This window comes from Methanobacterium formicicum DSM 3637, assembly GCF_000302455.1.
Lineage (GTDB): Archaea > Methanobacteriota > Methanobacteria > Methanobacteriales > Methanobacteriaceae > Methanobacterium > Methanobacterium formicicum_A.
Genome location: NZ_AMPO01000009.1, coordinates 1 through 21,454, shown reverse-complemented (window position 1 = coordinate 21,454; position 21,454 = coordinate 1). Strand labels below are relative to the sequence as shown.

At 38.0% G+C, this 21,454-nt stretch carries 25 protein-coding genes and 1 tRNA gene; 13 read left to right on the top strand and 13 right to left on the bottom strand.

The window, feature by feature from the left end:
* Positions 1-94 precede the first annotated feature (94 nt).
* The 7 genes from A994_RS09690 to A994_RS09660 all read right to left on the bottom strand — a co-directional run bounded on the left by A994_RS09690 (position 95) and on the right by A994_RS09660 (position 6,067).
* A complete protein-coding gene (locus A994_RS09690; protein WP_004031346.1) occupies positions 95-1,462 on the bottom strand; it encodes a SpoIIE family protein phosphatase in 1,368 nt (455 codons plus the stop codon).
* Positions 1,463-1,590: 128 nt separating this feature from the next.
* Positions 1,591-1,923 (bottom strand): STAS domain-containing protein, encoded by a 333-nt coding sequence (locus tag A994_RS09685; protein ID WP_004031344.1) that lies wholly within the window; start codon positions 1,921-1,923, stop codon positions 1,591-1,593.
* A 211-nt stretch (positions 1,924-2,134) separates the two neighbouring features.
* A complete protein-coding gene (locus tag A994_RS09680; RefSeq protein WP_004031343.1) occupies positions 2,135-3,652 on the bottom strand; it encodes a GNAT family N-acetyltransferase in 1,518 nt (505 codons plus the stop codon).
* A gap of 4 nt (positions 3,653-3,656) precedes the next feature.
* Positions 3,657-3,977 (bottom strand): hypothetical protein, encoded by a 321-nt coding sequence (locus A994_RS09675; protein WP_157787276.1) that lies wholly within the window; start codon positions 3,975-3,977, stop codon positions 3,657-3,659.
* A gap of 292 nt (positions 3,978-4,269) precedes the next feature.
* On the bottom strand, positions 4,270-4,650 hold the full coding sequence (locus A994_RS09670) for a DUF5518 domain-containing protein (RefSeq protein WP_004031341.1): 381 nt from the start codon (positions 4,648-4,650) through the stop codon (positions 4,270-4,272).
* A gap of 15 nt (positions 4,651-4,665) precedes the next feature.
* Positions 4,666-4,995, bottom strand: coding sequence for a DUF5518 domain-containing protein (locus tag A994_RS09665; protein ID WP_004031339.1), 330 nt, complete (start codon positions 4,993-4,995; stop codon positions 4,666-4,668).
* A 214-nt stretch (positions 4,996-5,209) separates the two neighbouring features.
* Positions 5,210-6,067, bottom strand: a complete 858-nt coding sequence (locus A994_RS09660; RefSeq protein WP_004031337.1) for a ribose-phosphate diphosphokinase — start codon at positions 6,065-6,067, stop codon at positions 5,210-5,212.
* Positions 6,068-6,250: 183 nt separating this feature from the next.
* Here A994_RS09660 and hypA point away from each other — a divergent pair, with 183 nt between their 5' ends.
* Genes hypA through A994_RS09645 form a run of 3 tightly spaced genes read left to right on the top strand, consistent with a single transcriptional unit; the run spans position 6,251 to position 8,369 of the window.
* Positions 6,251-6,631: a hydrogenase maturation nickel metallochaperone HypA gene (gene hypA, locus A994_RS09655; RefSeq protein ID WP_004031336.1), complete on the top strand. Its 381-nt coding sequence runs from the start codon at positions 6,251-6,253 to the stop codon at positions 6,629-6,631.
* Positions 6,624-7,280: a hydrogenase nickel incorporation protein HypB gene (hypB, locus tag A994_RS09650; RefSeq protein ID WP_004031335.1), complete on the top strand. Its 657-nt coding sequence runs from the start codon at positions 6,624-6,626 to the stop codon at positions 7,278-7,280. Before hypA ends, hypB begins: the two co-directional genes overlap by 8 nt.
* A gap of 48 nt (positions 7,281-7,328) precedes the next feature.
* On the top strand, positions 7,329-8,369 hold the full coding sequence (locus tag A994_RS09645; RefSeq protein WP_004031334.1) for a DUF354 domain-containing protein: 1,041 nt from the start codon (positions 7,329-7,331) through the stop codon (positions 8,367-8,369).
* Positions 8,370-8,770: 401 nt separating this feature from the next.
* Here the strand turns inward: A994_RS09645 and A994_RS09640 are convergent.
* Positions 8,771-8,844 (bottom strand) — tRNA-Ala (locus tag A994_RS09640).
* A 638-nt stretch (positions 8,845-9,482) separates the two neighbouring features.
* Between A994_RS09640 and A994_RS09635 the strand changes: the two genes are divergently transcribed.
* The 3 genes from A994_RS09635 to A994_RS09625 are packed head-to-tail and all read left to right on the top strand — an operon-like array spanning position 9,483 to position 11,460.
* Positions 9,483-10,565 carry a hypothetical protein gene (locus A994_RS09635; RefSeq protein WP_004031332.1) on the top strand — a complete coding sequence of 361 codons (1,083 nt, stop codon included), beginning with the start codon at positions 9,483-9,485 and terminating at the stop codon, positions 10,563-10,565.
* A 31-nt stretch (positions 10,566-10,596) separates the two neighbouring features.
* Positions 10,597-11,157 (top strand): DUF1890 domain-containing protein, encoded by a 561-nt coding sequence (locus tag A994_RS09630; RefSeq protein WP_004031331.1) that lies wholly within the window; start codon positions 10,597-10,599, stop codon positions 11,155-11,157.
* Complete coding sequence (locus A994_RS09625; RefSeq protein WP_004031330.1) at positions 11,158-11,460, top strand: DUF1894 domain-containing protein; 303 nt, start codon at positions 11,158-11,160, stop codon at positions 11,458-11,460. It abuts the gene before it with no gap.
* Between the two features lie 151 nt (positions 11,461-11,611).
* Here A994_RS09625 and A994_RS09620 read toward each other — a convergent pair whose 3' ends face one another.
* The gene (locus tag A994_RS09620; RefSeq protein ID WP_004031329.1) at positions 11,612-12,040 is read right to left on the bottom strand and encodes a pyridoxamine 5'-phosphate oxidase family protein; all 429 of its coding nucleotides are present in this window, start codon (positions 12,038-12,040) and stop codon (positions 11,612-11,614) included.
* A 394-nt stretch (positions 12,041-12,434) separates the two neighbouring features.
* Here A994_RS09620 and A994_RS09615 point away from each other — a divergent pair, with 394 nt between their 5' ends.
* From A994_RS09615 to A994_RS09595, 5 genes are all read left to right on the top strand, one after another.
* Positions 12,435-13,412 carry a methionine synthase gene (locus tag A994_RS09615; protein WP_004031328.1) on the top strand — a complete coding sequence of 326 codons (978 nt, stop codon included), beginning with the start codon at positions 12,435-12,437 and terminating at the stop codon, positions 13,410-13,412.
* The gene (locus A994_RS09610) at positions 13,400-14,017 is read left to right on the top strand and encodes a thymidylate synthase (protein ID WP_004031327.1); all 618 of its coding nucleotides are present in this window, start codon (positions 13,400-13,402) and stop codon (positions 14,015-14,017) included. The genes A994_RS09615 and A994_RS09610 overlap by 13 nt, the downstream gene beginning before the upstream one ends.
* 318 nt (positions 14,018-14,335) lie before the next feature.
* Positions 14,336-15,298: a methenyltetrahydromethanopterin cyclohydrolase gene (mch, locus tag A994_RS09605; RefSeq protein WP_004031326.1), complete on the top strand. Its 963-nt coding sequence runs from the start codon at positions 14,336-14,338 to the stop codon at positions 15,296-15,298.
* Positions 15,299-15,564: 266 nt separating this feature from the next.
* Positions 15,565-16,023, top strand: coding sequence for a riboflavin synthase (gene ribC / locus A994_RS09600; protein WP_004031325.1), 459 nt, complete (start codon positions 15,565-15,567; stop codon positions 16,021-16,023).
* A gap of 254 nt (positions 16,024-16,277) precedes the next feature.
* The gene (locus tag A994_RS09595; protein WP_004031324.1) at positions 16,278-16,799 is read left to right on the top strand and encodes a pseudomurein-binding repeat-containing protein; all 522 of its coding nucleotides are present in this window, start codon (positions 16,278-16,280) and stop codon (positions 16,797-16,799) included.
* Positions 16,800-16,993: 194 nt separating this feature from the next.
* On the opposite strand, the gene A994_RS09590 is transcribed toward A994_RS09595, so the two are convergent.
* The 3 genes from A994_RS09590 to A994_RS09580 all read right to left on the bottom strand — a co-directional run bounded on the left by A994_RS09590 (position 16,994) and on the right by A994_RS09580 (position 19,298).
* Complete coding sequence (locus A994_RS09590; RefSeq protein WP_004031323.1) at positions 16,994-17,500, bottom strand: hypothetical protein; 507 nt, start codon at positions 17,498-17,500, stop codon at positions 16,994-16,996.
* A gap of 35 nt (positions 17,501-17,535) precedes the next feature.
* Positions 17,536-18,060, bottom strand: a complete 525-nt coding sequence (locus A994_RS09585) for a hypothetical protein (protein WP_157787275.1) — start codon at positions 18,058-18,060, stop codon at positions 17,536-17,538.
* A gap of 170 nt (positions 18,061-18,230) precedes the next feature.
* Positions 18,231-19,298, bottom strand: coding sequence for a M28 family metallopeptidase (locus tag A994_RS09580; protein WP_004031321.1), 1,068 nt, complete (start codon positions 19,296-19,298; stop codon positions 18,231-18,233).
* Positions 19,299-19,511: 213 nt separating this feature from the next.
* Between A994_RS09580 and A994_RS09575 the strand changes: the two genes are divergently transcribed.
* Positions 19,512-19,832 carry a carboxymuconolactone decarboxylase family protein gene (locus A994_RS09575; RefSeq protein WP_004031319.1) on the top strand — a complete coding sequence of 107 codons (321 nt, stop codon included), beginning with the start codon at positions 19,512-19,514 and terminating at the stop codon, positions 19,830-19,832.
* Positions 19,833-19,962: 130 nt separating this feature from the next.
* On the opposite strand, the gene A994_RS09570 is transcribed toward A994_RS09575, so the two are convergent.
* Positions 19,963-20,355: an ArsR/SmtB family transcription factor gene (locus A994_RS09570; RefSeq protein WP_004031318.1), complete on the bottom strand. Its 393-nt coding sequence runs from the start codon at positions 20,353-20,355 to the stop codon at positions 19,963-19,965.
* A 241-nt stretch (positions 20,356-20,596) separates the two neighbouring features.
* On the opposite strand from A994_RS09570, the gene A994_RS12960 reads away from it, so the two are divergent.
* The coding region (locus A994_RS12960) for a TrmO family methyltransferase domain-containing protein (RefSeq protein WP_004031317.1) at positions 20,597-21,454 on the top strand (858 nt) is incomplete at its 3' end.

The window sequence follows — 21,454 nt, the reverse complement described above, 5'->3', positions numbered from 1 at the left end:
TTTCAGATCATAATTCTCCTTAAGGTCACAGAATCTCCCTGGGGATATCATCTATAAGATCATTTCATCTTTTTGTAGGTCATCTCTTTCAAGATCATAACATCCGCCTCAGGACCATGAGGGTGATATCATCGGCCTGGGGTGTGCCAGAGGCAAAATCATAAACCTGATCAATAATAAGATTCTTCAGATCATCAGAAGACAGATCATTATTATCCATTATAATTTTAATCAATCGTTCCTCACCGAACTGGTCCTCCTGCTGGTTAATGGCCTCTGTAACCCCATCGGTGTATAAAACCAGGAGATCCCCTGGACAGAGATCTATAGTTTTTTCAGCCATTTTAAGGCCCTTCATAGCTCCTAAAACAACTCCCCCAGTACTTAATCGGATGATTTCCTCATTTTCATTTCTTAGAAGTAGTGGGGGGTTGTGACCTGCATTTACAAAGGTGAGTTTGTTATGGAAAGTATCCAGAATACTGTAAAACAGGGTTACGAACATGTTAGAGTGGGGTTCTTCATTAATGAAGTTATTAACGCTTTCTATCATCCTTCCCACTCCCGGGTTGCGGCAGGCTTTGGCACGGAGGAGGGTGCGTGAAAATGCCATGAAAAGGGCTGCAGGAATTCCTTTACCAGAAACATCCCCAATGGTAAGGCCGATTTGTTCCTTAGAAATGGGTATGAAATCATAAAAGTCACCCCCAACCTCCTGGGCTGGGATGCTGCTAGCAGCCAGGTCATAATTTTCAATAAATGGTATGGTATGGGGTAGAAAACTTTCCTGAATTTGTTTAGCTATTTCCAGCTCCTTTTTCCTTCTTTCAAGTTGAGCTGAGAGCTTATCACGTTCTCTTTTAGTTGCACGTTCCTTTATGAGGTTGGATATCATAAAAGCGAAAATGAACATTCCCACTGCATTAGCCAGTATCATGGGTATGTAAAGGCTTTCAACCACTTGCAGGGCCTGAGCATATGGTGATGCCATTATGAGCACCAGGATCATGTGGAATGTCTCAAATAAAACGGAGAATAAAACTGCCCCCCAAATGCCAATGAAACGTTTTCGGTTGGCGAGGTAGATGATACCTGCAAACAATCCAGCCAGGATGGTGGATAATGAACATGGAAAGGAGGTGAATCCCTCCATGGTCATGCGATGCAAACCTCCGATTAACCCTGCACCTAAACCTACAATTGGCCCTCCAACCAGCCCCGCAACCATGGGGCCCAGATCACGGACATTGGCAATTGCCCCAAATAAATCCACCCCTGAATAGGATCCGTAGATGGATATACCACCAAATATTAAAATAAGTATTATCTGATTTTTAATGGTCAATTTACCCTCAAGGACTTCGGTGAAATATTTCAGACGGGTCAACAGGTAAGCCATCACAAATATAACACAGACTTTCTCTATCAGATCAGTAAAAAGGATTATGCTCAGGGGTTCCATAGAAATCTTATTTTAATTTTTTACAGGAGTTTATATTTTTTCAGGTTATTTTTACCATTTTCCCCTTTCATTCTTTGAGTTTAGATTTTATTCTTAATTCAAAATCTTAATTTAATCATTTCGAAGGTTTAGAAACTAGTAATGGCTTCCTCTTTTTCATCGTAAATCTGGAATAGTTGTGTAAAACCAGCAATTTCAAAGATTTCCATAACGTAGGGTTGCAGGGATGATAGTTTAAGAGTGCCACCCAATTTATTCAACTTTTTAAGGGATGAAAGCATCACCCTTAGTCCTGAGCTGCTTATATACTTCACTCCAGAAAGATCAGCTACCATTTTAATTTTACCTGCGTTAATAAGTTCATCCAACTTTTTTTCAACCAAATTGGAATTATAGGCATCCAACCTACCATTTAAGAACACTATTTCCACTTCATTTACTGTTTTTGTTGTGATTTCCATTTCCACACCCTTCCCTACATTTCAACCTGATTTATTTATTGAGAAACTAGATAAATTCCTTCAATTTCATTCCATTATTCCATTCTGTTACATTTATTCCATTCTGTTACATTTATTCCATTCTGTTACATTTATTCCATTCTTTTAATTTCTTACTTCATTAATCTCATGCTCTCTAATTTTATAATCAATTTTAATTTTATAATTTCTGCTAGTAATGTTTCCGCCATTCAGCCACCACATAATCAAATATTTCATGGGCAAATTCTGAATAAATGTCCACGCTTTCAGGATCAAAGGCCACATTGTTAAGGTACTGCAGGCGGATACTATCTCCATCCAGGTATTCTGGCATGATACCGCAGAAGAAGAAGCCCATTTTCTCAATTTTAGGGTACAACGTAGCAGTGCCCTGATCCTTCAGAGGCAGATCCAGCACTATGAGCTCAATTTTCTGCTCTTTCAAATCCCGAACATGGAGTCGTAGCTCATCAAGGAAGTCCACTCCGAATTCCTTAACCCTTAAAAATGCACTGGCCATTTCAGGTAAAACATGAGAGTGAATATGGGAATGGGGAGCCAAATCCACATTATCCGGATCAGCTTTTTTGAAAACGCGTGGTAATTCTGCGTGCTGGTAGATTTTGCTGATGATTATCTGATGGGGGTGGGGTAAAAAAACAGTCTGCTCCCTGTCCGGAACTACCGGTACATAGAAGAGGGCTACAGTACGCCGGATATCTGCTATTTCAGTTTTCATTTTCTTAAAAATAGCAGTGGGAGGGGAGTGTGCCAGAACAAAGCCAGTTTCCTTGGAACCCATTTTAACGTTGGATTTTTGGGATGCCACATGAACAGTCACTGCACGACTATACAGGCCGAGAATACCTTTGGATGCCACTTCTTCCATCATCATCTTTTTCATCCGGGGAAACAGTCCTCTTCCCCTATAGCGGGGGTCTACTGCAGCCAGAGCAGATTCACCCACATGATCTTCCGGTGTTTCCAGGAAAACTCCCAGATGTCCTACAATCTCATCCTCCTCATTTACCGCCACACATGAAGTTACCAGTCCAGATTCTATGAGGGATGCGAATTTTTCAGGGTAGTAAATATCTTCATGGGGATAAGTGTAACCATAAACCCTGTATATCAATCTTGCCAGGGAGACGGTTTCATCAGAACGCATCAGTCTCAAATTTACTTTTTCAGATTCAGGTGCCAGATCCACGTTACTGGGCTGGTTAATGGTAGAGGATGGTTCAACATCAACCACAGTTTCAAAGGGGAAATTTTTGACTAGTTCCACCACTTTCCCTCTTTTTCCCAAATATTTACTTTTAATTTCATCTGTACAGGCCCGCATTAACTTAACACCAATATCTGAGGGTTCATCCTCATTTAAACGCTGGAGGTTGAAGGGCATTCCTTCATCCCTCACTGTAATACGGAAACAGGTGGGTTCACGATGAATTTTCACCTTGTAGTATCCTTCTTCACCCGGTTCATAGGCGTGTTCTATAACGTTATGACAGGCTTCCTCTGTTGCCAGTTCCAAGTCCCTTATTGAAACTTCATCCAGACCATATCTACAGGCAACATCCCGCACAGCACGTAAAACTATGGGGAGTAATTTTAGCTCTGCTTTGAATTTTAAGGAAGCTAAAATTTCTTTATCAACTTTATTTCTATCAATTGTACTGGGTTTATCAACTGTACTGGGGGTCATGGTTTCAACCTCCAAGGAAATAAATTACTGGATACAAACCTGAAATGCCCTTGATTTGAGAAAGAGATGAGCTGGTTTGTGAAGGATATAGGCTGGTTTGAGAAAGAGATGGGTTGGTTTGTGAAGGAGATAACTTAATTTTATTGGATGCAGAAAAAGATGGTGATTGTGATAAAAAATAATCAAATTGGTTAATTGAATAGGATGGGACTGTGAAATTCAGCAAATGGTTTTCTATAAAGCATACCAAAAAACGTGTTTCAAAGAAAAGTTCCTGTTTGTTATTCCCCCTATACATATTGTCCATAAAAAATGGTTTCATCAAGACAACCCCTCCATATATTTATTGTGAGCACTGTTTTATAATATAATTTTTGAATTCTCTGCCAGATAAGCGACCAGTAATCTGAGAATATGTTGGCAATGAATAAGTTGTCGTGGAAGTAGGAGGTTAAGATTGAATCTAATTTTTTGCTAAAACTTAGAATGTAACTCAAACTATAATCATCTTAAAAATTATTCAACGGAAAAATAGAAGTGGATTATATTGAAGTGGAAATGTAAGTTTAACAAAAAAATTATTTGTTAATTTTTTTTACCGGGATCTAATGTATAGATCATGTGTCTGGTTTTTGTGGAGAGGTTTCTTTTCCTTGTGGTTTCCCTCTGGCTAATATTCCCACTAAACCGCCTATAATTCCCAGAATTGCGCTACTAATAAAACTGATCACTGCATTTTCTGCAATAAATGTTAAAGTTCCGGGAATGAATATTATAGCAGCCAATAAAGAACCCAGTCCTCCTGCAAGACCTCCATTAATAATCCCATCTTTATAAGTTGCAGTGCCCCAATAAGCAGCTAAAAGACCACCAATTATTGGTGCAAAAACACTTATAAATGCAGAAACTGCTGCATCTAATGATATGAACATAATTCCAATTGTTTCCAGTATAACTGTTACCACGAAACCAATAGCCACTGCTGTCCAATTCACCATTGTTACTCACTCCTGTTAATCAAACCGGTCTTTAGTTACTACTCCAATTACTCCTCCGATAATTCCCAGTATTAAGCCGAAAATAAAGCCCAATGCCAGGCCACCAATGATCGCGGTGAAAGCACCTAATAATACGAATCCAAGGAGAGCTCCACCACCTGCACCTGCAATACCTCCATTAACTGCACCATCCTTGTAATCTCCCCCTACCAGATATGCTGCAACAAAACCACCAATAATCGGGGCTAAAACGCCTAAAAATGGTATGAATATGCCCACCAGTCCGATAATCACAGTTACAACAATTCCTATGAGTACAGGGGTCCAGTTTGTATTTTCCACCATGATCTTCTTATCTCCTGAATACTATGTTATTGCATGTATTCAACTGATTCAATGGGATGAATTAATGGAATTGGGATGGATTAATGAATATTTGAGGATGGGATAGATATTAGGGGGAATATTAGAGATATTTTACAGTAATAATCCCTATAAATTTCCTAAAACTTTCCTCAATTTATTATTTTCTCGATAATGCATTATATTTATTTATCATTTATTCTAGTGCATCAGCTACTATACTCGCCACAGAAACATTACTCACTTCAGATTTAAGGGTGTCACTTCCCACCACATCATCTGCTCCGGCAGCGAATATCTTAAGCAAAGCATCACCCACCAGTACAGGGTGCACACAGCTCACCACAATCTTATTAGCATTATGTTCTTTCAGGATACCGCAGGCATTGACAATAGTCCCACCAGTGCTGATGATATCATCGATTATAACTGCATCTCTTCCCTCAACATCCAGGCTTTTGGGTTTTGTTTCCACTTTTTCAGGGGATAGGCGTACTTTCTCCAGATAGTCTGATTCACAGTTAAGTATGCTTGCAACTTCCTGGGCAAAGCCCAGAGCACCCTTATCTGGGGCCACAATTACTGGATCTTCCACATTTTTCTCCACGTAATCAGCAATTGCAGGCATGGCTGACAGATTATAGGCTGGGATCTTGAAAAGATCACAGATGCTCTGCTCATGTAAGTTTATACTGTAGACTGAACTGGCCCCAGCAAATTCTATTAGCTGACAGACCACCTCTGCAGATACAGCTTCCCCATAATTAAAACTTTTTTCCTGCCTTCCATAACCAAAATAGGGGATCACGGTACGTATGTCAGTGATGCCCATATTACGAATGGTTTTTAATATCAGGAAGAGTTCCATGAGGTTTTCATCCTGGGGGTAACCTGTGGATTGCACCACCACCACCCCATCCTCCACATCTTGTTTAATTCTTACGTAGCGTTCTCCATCAGGGAATTTTCGAGTTTCAATTGGACAAAGAACATCATCCATCTCTCGGGCAATGTTTGCGGCTAATTTCTGGGAAGAGGATCCTCCGATTATCATTAAAATCACCAAAACTTAATTAATATATTACTAAAGATTTCAAATAGCTTATTTTAACTTCTCAGACTATTATTGACATGAGAAGAAGCTGCCAGTTTTTTAGTTTCACTTTTAATTATTTGTTAACTTTATTAATAAGCTTCCCATAACATAGGTTAAATACAAGCTTAGAGAGGTAGTCCAATGCATGAATTATCCATGGCCCAGGCCATAGTGGACACAGTACTAGATGCAGCAGAGAAAAATAATGCCACAGAGGTAGTAGAAGTAACTATTGAAGTGGGAATGCTCACAATGTTAAATCCTGAGCAGTTAAAATTCTTATTAGATGTCATAGTAGAGGACACACTCCTTGAAAACGCAGAAATTATAATTGAAGATGTTTCGGTGGAAATTAAATGCCACGGCTGTGAATTCACTGGATTGGCAAATACTGACGGTTCAGACCATTATCTGACCATAGTATTATGTCCAGAGTGCGGGGAAAGGAATGTGGAAATCTTAACTGGAAAAGAATGTAATGTTAAAACCATTAAAATAGAAAAGAGTGATGAGGATGCATAAAGTTGCAGAAGTGGAAGTTCAACACGATATAATGGTGGCCAACCGTAAACTGGCCCGTAAAAATCAGAGAATACTGGATAAAGACCGAGTTTTTTCAGTGGATGTGGTGGGAGCCATAGGATCTGGAAAAACATCCCTTATTGAAGCCATAATAGATGCAGTTGACTACAAGATCGGTGTCATTGCTGGGGATGTTATCAGTAAATACGATGCAGGTCGGTTTGAAAAACATGACGTGCCAGTGGTAGGACTGAACACTGGTAAAGAGTGCCATTTAGATGCACACCTGGTAGAACACGCCCTTCATGACATGCCCCTGAAAGACATTGACGTGCTATTCATTGAAAATGTGGGTAACCTTATCTGTCCAGTGGACTTTGACCTGGGCAGTCACATGAGAATGGTGGTTATCAGTGTCACTGAAGGAGACGATACCGTGGAAAAACACCCCCTGATCTTCCAGGATGCAGACCTGGTGGTCATCAACAAGGTGGACCTGGCTGAAGCAGTGGGTGCAGACGATGACAAAATGGTTAGTGATGTTAACCAACTAAACCCAGAAGTACAGGTTATCAAAACCAGTCTTAAAACCGGAACCGGTTTTGAAGATGTTATTGGGGCTATTAATGCCTTCATAAACGATAATTGATTAAAAAAATCAATTTGGGTTAAATCAAATTAATGAGCTGGTGATGGGTTGAAGGTATGGATTGATATAGTTAACTCTCCTCATGTGCGGTTTTTCCACAGTATAATCCGCTACCTAGAGGAACAGGGTGAAGAAGTTTTTATAACTGCCCGCCGTTTTGGTGATGTGCATAGACTCTTGGATCTATTCGGGATCGATTACCATTTGGTGGGATGGCATGGAGTGAGTCTGGAAGAAAAGCTCATCCGAAGTACACAGAGGGCTTACGAGCTTTCCCAAATTATAAGCAGGGAAAAACCAGATGTAGCTGTTTCTAAACACTCTATTGAGCTTCCTCGTGTTGCATATGGTTTAAATATTCCCAGTGTTTATGTTCTGGATAATGAACATGCCATAGCTGCTAATAAATTAACTTTATCTCTTTGTGATACCATTGTCCTCCCGGAAGTGATTGAAGAAGAGACAGTGGTTCGTTGTGGTGCAGATCCTGACCACTTGCTCCCTTACAATGGCACATCAGAGATCACTCATCTGGTGGACTTCCAGTACAATCCTCACATATTTGAGGACCTAAAATTAGACCTGGAAAAAGAAAAAACTATACTTATGCGCCCAGAACCTGCATTAGCTTCCTATTTGGATGCAGATTGTAGGAAAACTGTCTTATCTCCTATTGTTGAAGCTCTGGAGGATCAGGCCAACATTCTGGTGATACCGCGCTTCAGGGAACAGCAACAGATCTTTGAAAATGATGACAAGATCACGCTTATAAAACCGCCTGTGGACACGTTCAGTCTTATGAAAGCCTGTGACCTGGTTATAGGTGCTGGTGGAACCATGAACCGTGAAGCTGCTCTTCTAGGAACACCAGTGATATCATGTTATCCTGGTAAACTACTTTCCGTGGATTCTTACTACATCAAAAAGGGGCTCATGAAACGATCCACACGTCCTGAAGAAATAGTTGGAATGGCAAAGGAGCTTCTTAAAGATGATCACTCCTCACTTGAACTTTCAACTGATGATCTGTTTGAGATCATGATTGACCGAATTTATCAGGCTGCAAATGGTGAAAACAAATTATCTTAATTTAAATCTTTTTTTATTATTTTTTCCTTAATTCTTTATTTCCATTCCAAAACTCAAGTTCCATGTCTAATTTACCTTTTATTCGAATTAAGTAGAAATCCGATTTATTATAAAGTAATAAAAAACTTTCATCTGGAGAATTAACATCATTAATTGGATACTTAGCAGTATTAATCGAAAATTAGTATCTTATTTTAATAAATCGAATGTAGTTCTAATGGAATTTCCAACCAATATATATCTAATGGAATTTATCAAGCAGGGTCTAGTTCTTATTTAGTAGATATAGTTCTTGAAAATAATGAGAATATAATTTAAGAAATTGAAAATATAATTTCAGGAAAATATAATTCAGTAAAAAAAAATATTCCGTCAAAAATAAAAATTAAGCCTTTAATTAATGGACTGGCCGGGATTTGAACCCGGGGCCTCCGCCATGCCAAGGCGACGCTCTACCAACCTGAGCTACCAGCCCTCTACTACACTTATCTTTTCGGGTATTTAAACTTAATGCTGTTACATACCATGAAAAGTAATACCTGTTGAAATAGAACGTAAGATAAAAGGAGAAAGACGGTTAATAGTCTTCTTTGCCCCTATTTTCCCATGAATAATTCAAAATTTTATTGAAGGTAATAAATTTCGTATTAAACCGAATATAACTACTTAAACTGGTGTTATTTCTGGTATTAAAGATTATAATAAATCATGGAAAGTATGGAATACTATTCAATGTCAGATGATCTTTCACAAAAGCTTTTAAATACATGCCTTATAAGTATATAAAAATACGGCTTGTAAAATTATGAAGGAGATATTATAAAAACTAAATTAATATTTGTTGAAATTAATTAGTTGATGTTGAAATTAATTAGTTGAAATTAGTGAATAAATTATTGAATATTAAAATCATTAGAACAATATTTTCATTAGAATAACAATATTTTTATTGGAAAATATTCATCATTAAAACAATATTCAGATTTATTTAAAATTATTCATAACTCAAGGTAACTAATGCATTTAATAAATCATATGATTTTTTATGAATTTTTAAAGAATATAAACTATCCTTTTAGTAAATAAAGTCCTAAATTGGAGGAATTATACAGTATGGCTTTAATTGCTCAGACTCACCTACAGTACATAATAGAAATCGCGATCATAATCCAAATAGCGGTTGTTTTTATATTAAACCTGGCACCAATGGGTTTGAACCTGATTCTCCTGTTGGCCATGATCGTGGCAGCAGGATTTGCCTTAATGTTTGGAGTAGATGCCCTGTTTTTGTTCATACCAGGATTCACACACTCGGAATTCACCCATCCCTACGGGCCACTGGCTTTACTGGCAGTGGTAACCATAATGGCTGCTATTCCTATGATGAAAAAGTCGGGTATAAACACCAGAAGTCTTCAAATATACATGGGTGGAATTATACTATTCATAACCATTGTTGGAGGGTTAATGCACCGGTCTTTCCTTTTACTATGGTTATTCGGGCTTTTCATAGGATTCTTCATAATATCCAAATCTTTCCGCCAGAAATCAGTGTTCACTATCCGGAGGATAGCTCTGGTTATAGTGGCAGCCCTGGTTGCTTTTGGATCACTGGAAGTCCTCTCACGGGTTCTGGACATGAGTGTGCTCAGCCCACTGCTGCGACTTTCCAGGATAGAAAACTATGCAACCGCCAGTGTTCAGATGGTAATTAAAAACACCACTCTACTGGGACACCAGTTAGGGTCCTGTTATTGGGGTGATGCCTGTTTAGGAGGCTCCGATGGATACATATCATTACCCGTAAACTTAATCACCCTATTTGGCCTACCATTCCCCATATTCTACGGAATACTGGTAACCAAAAAAGACGTTATCGACTACATGCTCCCAGGCATATTTGGAATGGCTTTCGACTTCGGTTACCTGTTCCTTGTATTTTTACTGGGATGGTGCATCTTTGTAATGTACACTGGATTTAGAATACTCCGCATCTACCGCGAACGTAGAGAAAATGGGGACAAAGGTTGCCTGGGAAGAGAAGCCCTGTTGATAGGGTCATTAACTGCTTTTATTGCCCAGGGAACAATTGGGTTGTTTTTAATGAACCGTTCCATTAATGGAACTGCTCTATTAACCTTCCTGCTCCTGAGTGCCCTGGTGGTGGGACACGTGGTACTGGTTAAGAGAAATTAAGGATAATAAAAAGAAAATTGAGGAATGCATCATGAAAAAAGCCATTATATTATTAGGATGTCCTGAATCACCTTCACAAACTCCACTGACAATTTATGCCGCCCATAAATTAACTGGGATGGGATACCATGTTACGGTGGTCAGCACACCATCAGCCAAGAAACTGGTGGAAGTGTCTGATCCTGAGGAATATTACATACAGAACAAGATAGACATAGAATCCTGTCTGGATGGATTAAATGAGGGAGATTATGATTTTCTTTTAGGATTCGTGGCTAAAGATGCTGCAGTAAGCTATTTTGTAACCTTCTATCACATCCTCAATACCCAGAGCCTGGCACTGGTATTCCACCGTGATCAGGAAAAACTGGATTCCTTTGAAAACACAGTCCGGGAGAACACTCAGGCTGATATTGCATCTGCCAGAGCATACCACAACCCCACGCCCCTCAGGGTACGTTTAGACAGGGCACTGTTAAAACTGGAGAACCCTGATGAATCTCCTGAGATGGAAACTCCTAAAAAGAAGGGTGAATCGGATAAAAAGGTTGAATCTATGAAAAATAAACTTGATAAACCGGAGGATTCCTAAATGTTTTGCCTTGACACTTATCTTCGTGAATCAGAAGATTACGAGATACATATGACCCGATCCGGGTTCAAAGATTGTGCTCGTTTCATAGAAAAGAACGCCCCGGAAGTGGTTCATGTCAATCCCGGGGAAAAAATAGTGGGAGCCCGCATCATTGGTGTACCCCCAGTACCAATTGGTATCAATGAGGAAAAAGGCACTATAATGCTCCCTTACACCAAACCCTGTTATGGGACAGCTACAGTTGAAGTACCGGTTCCTCCTGAGGAACGGGAAAAGATAAGGGCTGTTAAAATAGATTAAATATTATTTTTTAGTTAAAATACTCTTTTTAGAATCCTTTTAATAAATTAAAAAGCCATAAATCTAAAAAAAGTTATATGGAGCATACAGTCTAAAACCATATACTTCCATTCTTCGAAAGAAAAATATTTAAAAAAAAGTTTAGAATTGATTAATCCCCAAACTTAATGATCTCTTTTGGTTTAACGTTACTTTCCCAGTCCCAGAAATGAGCTTCACCCTTGGAGATCCTGAATACAACCAGTTCTGGACCTTCAGCTGTGAGACCAAACTCAGCTAAAAAAGGACGGTCAGCTAAAACCTTCTTTTTAATTTCAATATCATCCAGGAATTCAATCTCACCAGCCACTCTCAGCATGGTTCCCACTGCTTCATCAGGATGGTAGAAGGCAAATTCCACCTTACCATTTTTCTCAAGCTGTCCCACCATTTCTTTCATGGTAGCAGTCTGGAAATAAAAACCAGTTTCATCCGCGTACCACATTCCCATACCCCTCACACGGGGCTGGTCACCCTCACTAGTTGCCAACCAGGCAACAGGATTTTCATTGGCGAATTTCAAACAATCTGCAAATTCCATACAATATGCCCTCCTGTTTTATTAATTAACTCCATAACTAATTTTAGTACGTGTTATTTTATGTTTTCACAGGTTTATTTAATATAATGATAACCCTGTCAAAATCATAAATAGTTGGATAGTTAATCTCAGTTTAGGTAATCTCAGCTGGATAAGTAATCTCTGGTCAGGATAATAATTGATTTTATATATCGAGAAAGCCATATTCAGTGATTGAGTATATTATTTAGGGAATAAGAAACAAAAAAATAAAAAAACATTTAGAATACATTAAATAAGACTATTGGGCATTAAATAGGTTATAATGTGTTAAATAAAACTATTTGACATTAAATAGATTATTGCGCATTAAATAAGACTATTATAATTATAAAAACATACAACGAGGATTTAAATGTTAACAACAGTAGTTGGAAGTTACCCTGCATCCCCACAGGAACCATCATCATTCTCTTCCAGACTATCCTCTTTCCTGGGAAGTTACGACCCGTACCATGCTGCGGTGGAGTTTGCTGTCACCCAACAGGTAAAAGCAGGTGTGAACATCATATCCACTGGACAGGTACGGGGGGACATGGTGGAGATATTCGCCCGGGAAATCACTGGAATGGTCTGGGAGGATGGAACATCAAAGATCAAAGGTAAAATACTCCCAATAAACCATTCAATCGGAGCAGAAGACGTTAAAACCGCCTTAAAAACTGCGGGTGGTATATCTGAAGAGTTCCAATCAGGTGAAAATGTTTTATCTGAGGGTGAATTCAATGAAGATGCCCGGGGTGTTAAAGGAATCATCACAGGTCCCACCACACTGGTCTTATCCTCACGAATGGAAGGATTTTACACTCTGGAAAAACGTGATAAAGCAATCATCGACCTGGCGCATGCCCTTAACCGTGAAGCCAAATACCTGGAAAAGGCCGGTGCAGCTATGATACAATTCGATGAACCATTCCTCTCCACTGGAATGGCAGATATCAAAACAGCCTACCATGCCATAAAAATAGCTTCTGAAGGATTGAATGTGCCCCTGGCCATGCACGTATGTGGAGATGTAAGTCAGGTGTTGGGAGAACTCCTGAAATTCCCGGTGGACATAGTTGACTGTGAATTTGCAGGAATAGAAAAAAATATGGAAATTCTCCAGAACACCGATCTTAAGAGTAAGAAAATTGGTTTTGGATGTGTGGACACCAAAAAAGAACAGGTGGAAAGTCCAGATGAAATTCGAACCTTACTGGAGAGGGGAGTAAAAATTATTGGAGCAGAAAACATGATTGTTGACCCGGACTGTGGAATGCGTATGCTGCCAGAAGAAGCAGCTTATAAAAAACTGAAAAACATGACGGAGGCAGCTGGATGGCTATCCTGATTAAAACAACCACCATAAAAAATGGATGGGAAACACTGGTTAAGAGGGTAATGCAGAAAGGTTCTGAAATAAACGATGAAAGAGGCTCCCTGACACTGGAACTTCGCAACACAGTGGTAACCATGAGCCAACCACTGGAACTGGAGATTCCTGATGGATACTTCTGGAGTGGGGAGAAACTGGAGATATATGCTGAACAGTTCCTGAGTGATGATAAACAGGGATTCGTGTACACCTATGGAAACCGGTTAAGGAAACATTTTGATGGTATAGACCAGATAAAAGAAGCAATCAATCGTCTTAAAAACTGTAAAGAATCCAGAAGGGCAATATCCGTCACATGGGACCCTCCTACTGACACTCAAAGCGAGGAAGTGCCCTGCATGATCCTGGTGGACTTTAAAATAAGGGAAGGGAAACTTCACACCACCGGACTCTGGCGTTCCCATGACATATATGGAGCATGGTTCCCCAACGCAGTGGGATTAACTCATCTCTCCCGTTACGTTGCCGGAGAAGTGGGAGTAGAAGTGGGCAGTCTTACCATACACTCAATCAGCGCCCACATATACCAGGTGAACTTTGAAGAGGCATTAAGGGTTTAAATACTGATTTAAGAATTAACTGAATTTAGTAATGGCCGCAGTATAAATAATAGTTTAGTAAATAGGCTAACAACTTAATCAATAAATTAATAGTTCAATAAATAGGTTAATAGTCTAATTAATAGGATTAATAGTTCAGTAAATAGGTTAATAACCTAATAAATGGATTATTAATTTAATGAATATGATTTTTAAGATATCTTTTTAAGATAGATGAAAACCAAATAAAAAAACTTAAAACTCCCGGTAGATTAAAAGGAATTTAATGGATAATTTTTATAATGTCCATTGGATCTTGCTTTCATTGGAGATGATCAGATGGTAAGTGTCAATTTAGAAGCTAAAAAAACAGTAGACTTAATGATTGAGAATGCAGACGACCTTAATATTGCAGTTCACAAACTGGAAAACGGTTCAACAGTTATAGATGCAGGAGTCAATGTAACTGGAAGTTTTAAAGCAGGAGAACTTTACACTATTGTATGTCTCGGTGGACTGGCTGAAGTGGGAATATCCATCCCGGGAGACCTTTCTGAAGGTTTAGCACTACCCTCAGTGAAGATAAAAACACACCAGCCAGCTATTTCAACCCTGGGATCACAGAAAGCTGGATGGTCTGTCAGTGTGGGTGACTTTTTTGCCCTGGGCTCAGGTCCAGCAAGAGCATTAGCCTTAAAACCTGAAGAAACCTATGAAGAAATCGGCTACATGGATGAAGCAGACCTGGCCATCATAACTCTGGAATCCGACAAACTCCCTGGAGCCGATGTCCTGGATTACGTAGCTAAAGAATGTAAAGTTGCACCTGAGAATGTTTACGCCCTGGTAGCCCCAACATCATCCCTGGTTGGTTCTATCCAGATAGCAGGAAGGGTAGTGGAAAACGGAACCTACAAGATGCTGGAGGCCCTGCACTTCGATGTTAACAAGGTCAAACACGCAGCAGGAATAGCCCCAATAGCTCCTGTGGACCCTGACGGCTTAAAAGCCATGGGAAAAACCAACGACGCAGTTTTATTCGGTGGCCGAACCTACTATTACATTGAATCAGAAACCAAGGACGACCTGAAATCACTGGCCGAGAATTTACCATCCTCTGCTGCTGATGGATATGGAAAACCATTCTATGATGTCTTCAAAGAAGCCAACTTCGACTTCTTCAAGATTGATAAGGGAATGTTCGCACCAGCAGAAGTGGTAATCAACGATCTTACCACTGGAGAACTATTCAGAGCAGGATACGTCAATGTGGAATTATTGAAAAAATCCTTTGGATTGTAGGGTAATTCCCCTGCAACCTTTTTTACTTACTTTTTAACTTTTTTAGAACCTTTTTTAATATCACTGGATTAATTGAAAAGCAGGGAAACTATTTTTTCATTCGAAACTACTATTTTTTCATTAGAAAACTATTTTTTCATTCAATGAAATAGCGGTTCCATAATTTTTGGTTATTTTACAAAATATTCATATAAAGTCAGTACCAAGACAATATGCAAAGAGAAAATCTTAACTCGTACTTACCTTATAACCATCAGTGTGATAAAATGAAAATTGGAATCTGCGATACTACTTTTGCCCGTTACGACATGGCGTCTGCTGCTATAAATGAGATAAATCAACACGTGGCTAATAATAAAATAATCCGAAGAACAGTCCCTGGAGTCAAGGACCTTCCAGTGGCCTGTAAAAAACTCATTGAAGAGGAAGGATGTGAAGTGGTCATGGCCCTGGGAATGCCCGGACCGGAGGTAATGGATAAAACCTGTGCCCATGAAGCATCCACTGGACTCATACAGGCACAGCTCATGACCAACACCCATATCCTGGAAGTATTCGTCCACGAAGATGAAGGGGTTGATGAGAAGGACCTGAAATTCCTGGCAGATAACCGTGCCCGTGAACACGCCCAGAACCTGGTTAAAATGTTCTTCAAGAAGGGAGCACTGGAGAAGGAAGCGGGAATGGGAATGAGGGAAGGGCACCCTGATAAAGGACCATTATGACTTCTATTAATATCTTAACTCATATAATGAATTAAAAAAGATTTTTAAACAATAAATAATTAATCAATCAAAATATTTTTATCTTTTTAGTTGGCCTTTATTTTTCCCGTTGTAAAGGCTTTCTTTAGATTTTTAATTTCAACAAATGTTTCTGTCATTCCTAACTCCTGTTTCTGTTACTTCCCAGTATTCTAAAAGTTTAATATGAAGTTAAAATAAAGAATATTTTGTTACTTAAATAGTGGGGGGATAATATGAAGGGTGTGTTTGTTTTAGGAATAGTAATTGTTGGGTTGATTTTGTTTTGTTCAGGATGTACAAGTAACAATAATATCACGATTTCTGAAAGCTCGGGGATTCCAGTATCTGAAGTTCCTAATTTAGCTTCTGAAGTATCAAAATCAACTGGAAGTATTCAAAGCATTCAATTCAAAGGGGTTAACCTTTCTATGAACCAGTGCCTTTATATATTTGCCAAGGGCATTGTAATGATTAATAGTGGAGAAAAAGGCAATATACCCATAAAAACTTACCAAAAAGCTGAAAACCCTTCTGGTACCGTCAATTCAGCAAAAATTGCCAAAAATGAATACGTGGACATGGCAGATCGTACCTACAAATGGATGGATCAAAATAGTATAGTTCCTAACTATATTGGTGTTTATGAAGGTGGTGCTAACGATCTATCACCAGAAATGCTCCTTAAAACATTTATTAAGGTATTAAATGAGTATAAATCCAATGGAAAACTTCCTGAAAGTGTCATTGTCCCATAGATAAAACCATGGAACTGATTTTTACTCAGTTCCCCTTATCACATTCATCTAAATTTATTAAACTACAAAGATTGAGTCCCATCTGCTGGAAAAAGGGTGTTATTCCACTGAATCTGCATATGCAAGTCCACAAAACAACCTACCAATACAATACATAAACTCCTTTTAATCTTATTTTATCATCCTTTATTCAATCAATGTATTGGTCCGCCGAATCCGGAACCTCGAACATGCCAATAGTAGTTTAATACGGTGGAGTAACCTTGATTTGAAGTTTGGTGCTCCCAGCTGCTTGTGCCTGATTCTTTTGGAATTACAGTTATTTGTATGAGTTGATCTGGATCATTTGGGGCTTTTTCCCAAGTATTTGTTTGTTTAACAACTTTTCCATCCGTATTTGTAAAAGTACTGTACATAACTATTTTGTTATCATTGATCTTGTAGGTTTTCCATTCATAGGTTTCACCACTTAATAATTCTGTAGTTGGTCCGGAAGTCTTACCTGAGTCAATAAGAGTTCCTTCGCCAGATCCACTTGATCCACCTGAGCTACTGCCTCCAGTTGAACCGCTTCCTGATCCACTACTCGAATCTGTTCTATTTAATTCAGTTGTTGCATTTTGGTCGTTATCCGAATTTGTACATCCAGACGATGCAATAATCGCTATAAAAAATAATAATATTGTTATCCTTTTTTTCATTCATTTAAACCCCCATCTTCAACGGTTCATTCACCTTAACTAGTATTTCCTCCGAAGATGGAAGTCCATATTTGCTGGAAAAAGGATGATATTCCATTGAAGAAGCTCTGAATCGTCCCTATGATTCCTCCAGAGTTTTGGTCCCCACTTCCATTATATGTTAAATCGCCTCCGTCGCTGCTTTCTCCGTTGCTTCCACCATCACTACTTGTGGCACTGTTTTCAGGAAGTTCTTTGTAAACAATCTCACCAACATTATCGTAAGAGTCTACATAGATTTTACCGACAATCTTTCCGTTATTTACAATATCAACCACTCTAACAAAATTTAAAACTAAATCGATTTTAGGATTTTCTTCACGAACATCACTTTTGGCTTGACCTGCATCCATCCAATAAGTATTTCCGGTAGATTTATCCTTAACCTTTGCTAGTAATGTATCAGTGGCCACAGCTTTGTAAGAAGAATAACTATGGGTATTTAAATAATCTTGTGCTATAGCCTGGGCCTGATTTTTATCTATAACTGGCCCATCATCGGCAAAACACACGTTTAACATTAAAAAAACTAATATTGATGTGAAAAAAAAATTTATGAATCTTTTCAACTGCATTTCTTACTTCCCCCCATAAATTAATATGATTCCCCTAATTCCTCCATTTTTTTATATTAATATTCTTTTTTTAATAGAATTTAGTTTTTATGGTTTGAAATGTTGTCATATAACTGTTAAATCTGCCCGTTTATAATATTAAAGATTGATAATTTATTAATATCATCAAATATTAGGTAAAGAACAGTTTGCAAGTGTGTTTCTAAATTTCCTTCATTACCATTTTGATTCACTAGGTTTTGATAGTTATCATCTACTGAAAGGTATCCTGGCATCTCATTTTCCACGTCGTGAACTGGAGAGTTTATATTAGGATTTTTCATACAAGTTATAAAGGTTGAAGGGATCCCAGCAATAGAAAATGGCAGATAAATATGGCTGATGGCAGATTCGCCACCAATAGTTCTATTTGATGCCATAAAATTGATCTTTTCGGTATTTATTCCCTGTAATTTCCCGTTCCACACTAAAAAGTTAACTAGAAATTCATCATTTTTTGTATAATAATCCTTGGAAATAACACAAGGAGTTCCGATACCTACTGCTTCCACACTGATCACTGCCAGGGTATTATTCACCTCATTCTGATGATTAAGCAAATAATGACGAGCGCCCACCAAATAAGGAAGGTAAACAATTTGATGATAGGCATCGGGTGGTAAATTGGATCTTTTAGGAGTTATAAGGGGAAATGTAAAACCATCTTCTCCAGCACCAAAAGCTACCAGCTTTATTGTGTAAAATGGTTTTTTATTCTGGTATTTACCTGCTAAACCAATTAGAATTGACAGGCCAGTAGCATCATCATTGGCCCCTGGACTGTAATTACCAACTAAAATATCTTGGGGAGTGTCTAGATCAGCACATATTATTATTTCTTTATCCGAAACACCTTCTATGGTGCCGATCACATTCCTTGAAGTTTTTATATCATTTGAGTTAAGAGAATAGTATTTAAATTCTTGAATTTCAGTTTTAACTCCATACTTTTGGAAGCATGAGGCTAGATATTGTGCTGTTTGATTTTCGGAGGTTGATCCTGCTGGACGGGGCCCTATATCTTGGGTTATATATTTTACATGGGATATTATATCTTCAGAGGGAGATGCATAATCTGATTGAACAAAAAATAAGTTAAAAAATAGGATTAAGAGCAAAATACCACTTATTTTATTGGTTTTCATCTTATTACCTGAAAGATAATAATTATATTCCAAAAATATCTCTGTTAATATTTCTCTTTTTTTTCTTTATTTAAATTATTTTATCCAATATTTTGGCAGTGTCATATCTCATGATGTCTAATATATTCCTTTAACACTGTTTACGGTTAATAATTATATATGGAATAAATAACATAAAATAAAAGTAATGAATATATTTATGGAGGTTATAAGATGAAAGAAGATGTTTTTTATGGTAAAGGAATGGCTCATGTTAAAAAAGACTATCCTGATATCTTTAAAGCAGTAGTTGAGTTGAATGAAGCAGCATATTCTGGAAAAGTCTTAGACTATCGTACACAGAAGCTGATCGCCCTGGGAATAACTGCCGCAGCCTCTGATGACCGGGCCATGAAGAAGCAGATGATGAGTGCCATGAAAGAATTTGATATAACCCGGGATGAAATTGTTGATGTCCTACGGGTGGTTCTTTTAACTTCGGGTAACCCTCCATTCACCAAGGCCATGAAAATATTGTACGATATTACAGAATAATTTTATTTTTTAATTTTTTATTCCAGTTTGAATGGACTAAATATTTCTCAGTTAAATAATTGCCTGAACACCTAATGGGATAATTTTTATGGGATGATTTGAACATTACTTTGAAAATTTAGACCTTGATCTAATTTTTCCTTTTCTTACGTTCTAAAAAGGTCAATGAAAGACTTTTCCTTTGTTCTGATATTTTCATTTCTTCTTGGATCATTTGGCTGGTTTTAAAAGTCTTTCCAATGGTTTCAACGTATTTTTTACCATCTTCAGTGAGGCAATAAGTTCCATGTTGGATTTTTTCCAATAATCCTGATTTTATCAGAGTGTTGAGATGATTAGCCAAGGCAGATTTTTTTAGATTTGTTTCATCAAGGAGCATTTGAAAGTTTGAAGGGCCATTTAACAACAAAATAAGGATCTTAAACCGGGTTGGGTTCCCAATGGCCTTTAAAATAGGAACTATCTCTTCAATGGAATCTAATAGAAACTCTCTTGAAAGGTCTGAATCTATTCTTTTATCCATGAAACTCTTTTATTCTTTTTTAAAATAAATATTTTTCTTTAAATCTATTTTATTATTAATATTTGATTTACATTTTTCACAAATTCACTATTTTTCTCATTTGTTGAATTAATCTCATTTTTAAACCATCATTTAATTCATAAACATAAGTTCATTAAAATACGGAATATTATTCCGTAAAAAATTAAATATATATGGGATGATGTTCAGATTATGCCTAACCATCAATAGGAGAAAAATCATGAAAATTGATTCAAAAACCATTGAAGAAAAACAGGTAGCCAGCATATCATATATTGGACCAGTAGAAGATATGGGAGAATTAATAGGGGAATTAACTGGTTGGATAATGAGTAAAGGATTAGTAATCAACGAACCACCATTTGTAGTATACTACACCAGCCCCATGGATGTAGCCCCCGAAAAGATGGAATACGATGTAGGAATACCATTCAAAGGACAGGTAAAGGGTGAAGGAAGGATCAAAATAAAGGTAATGCCCCAACACCAGGTTATCTTCAGTATTTACCATGGACCCTACCATGGAGTGGTTTCAGCTTATGGAATAATGATGGAACACCTTTTTAAAGAAGGGGGTGAAATGATCGGGGCTCCCCGTGAGATTTACCTTAACAGCCCCCAGGATGTAAATGAAAACGAGCTTTTGACCGAGATACAGTTTCCCATAGTTCCAGATTCATGTCAGGATGAAACCAGATCCGGCATAGAATTCTTTGACATTCAAAAGACCCCTGAGACTTATAAAATCTTTAAAATTGGACAGGTGGTAATGAAAAATTCCAAAACCTATCTGAAAATTTCAGAACCATACCGTCCAGGATTAAAGCACTTAGCAGAATTTAGTCATGTCATGGTATTCTGGTGGGCGGATAAATTTGACAATGCCAAATACAGGACTGCATTACGTACTCATCCCCCATACGCTACCAATCACCTAGCTGGGGTTTTTGCCACTCGTGCGGAGTACCGACCCAACCCACTGGCGTTAACCACCTGCAAACTAATTGATGTTAATGAAAAAGAGGGAATTGTGGAAATTACTGGTATTGATGCTTTTGATGGTACACCTATTATTGAT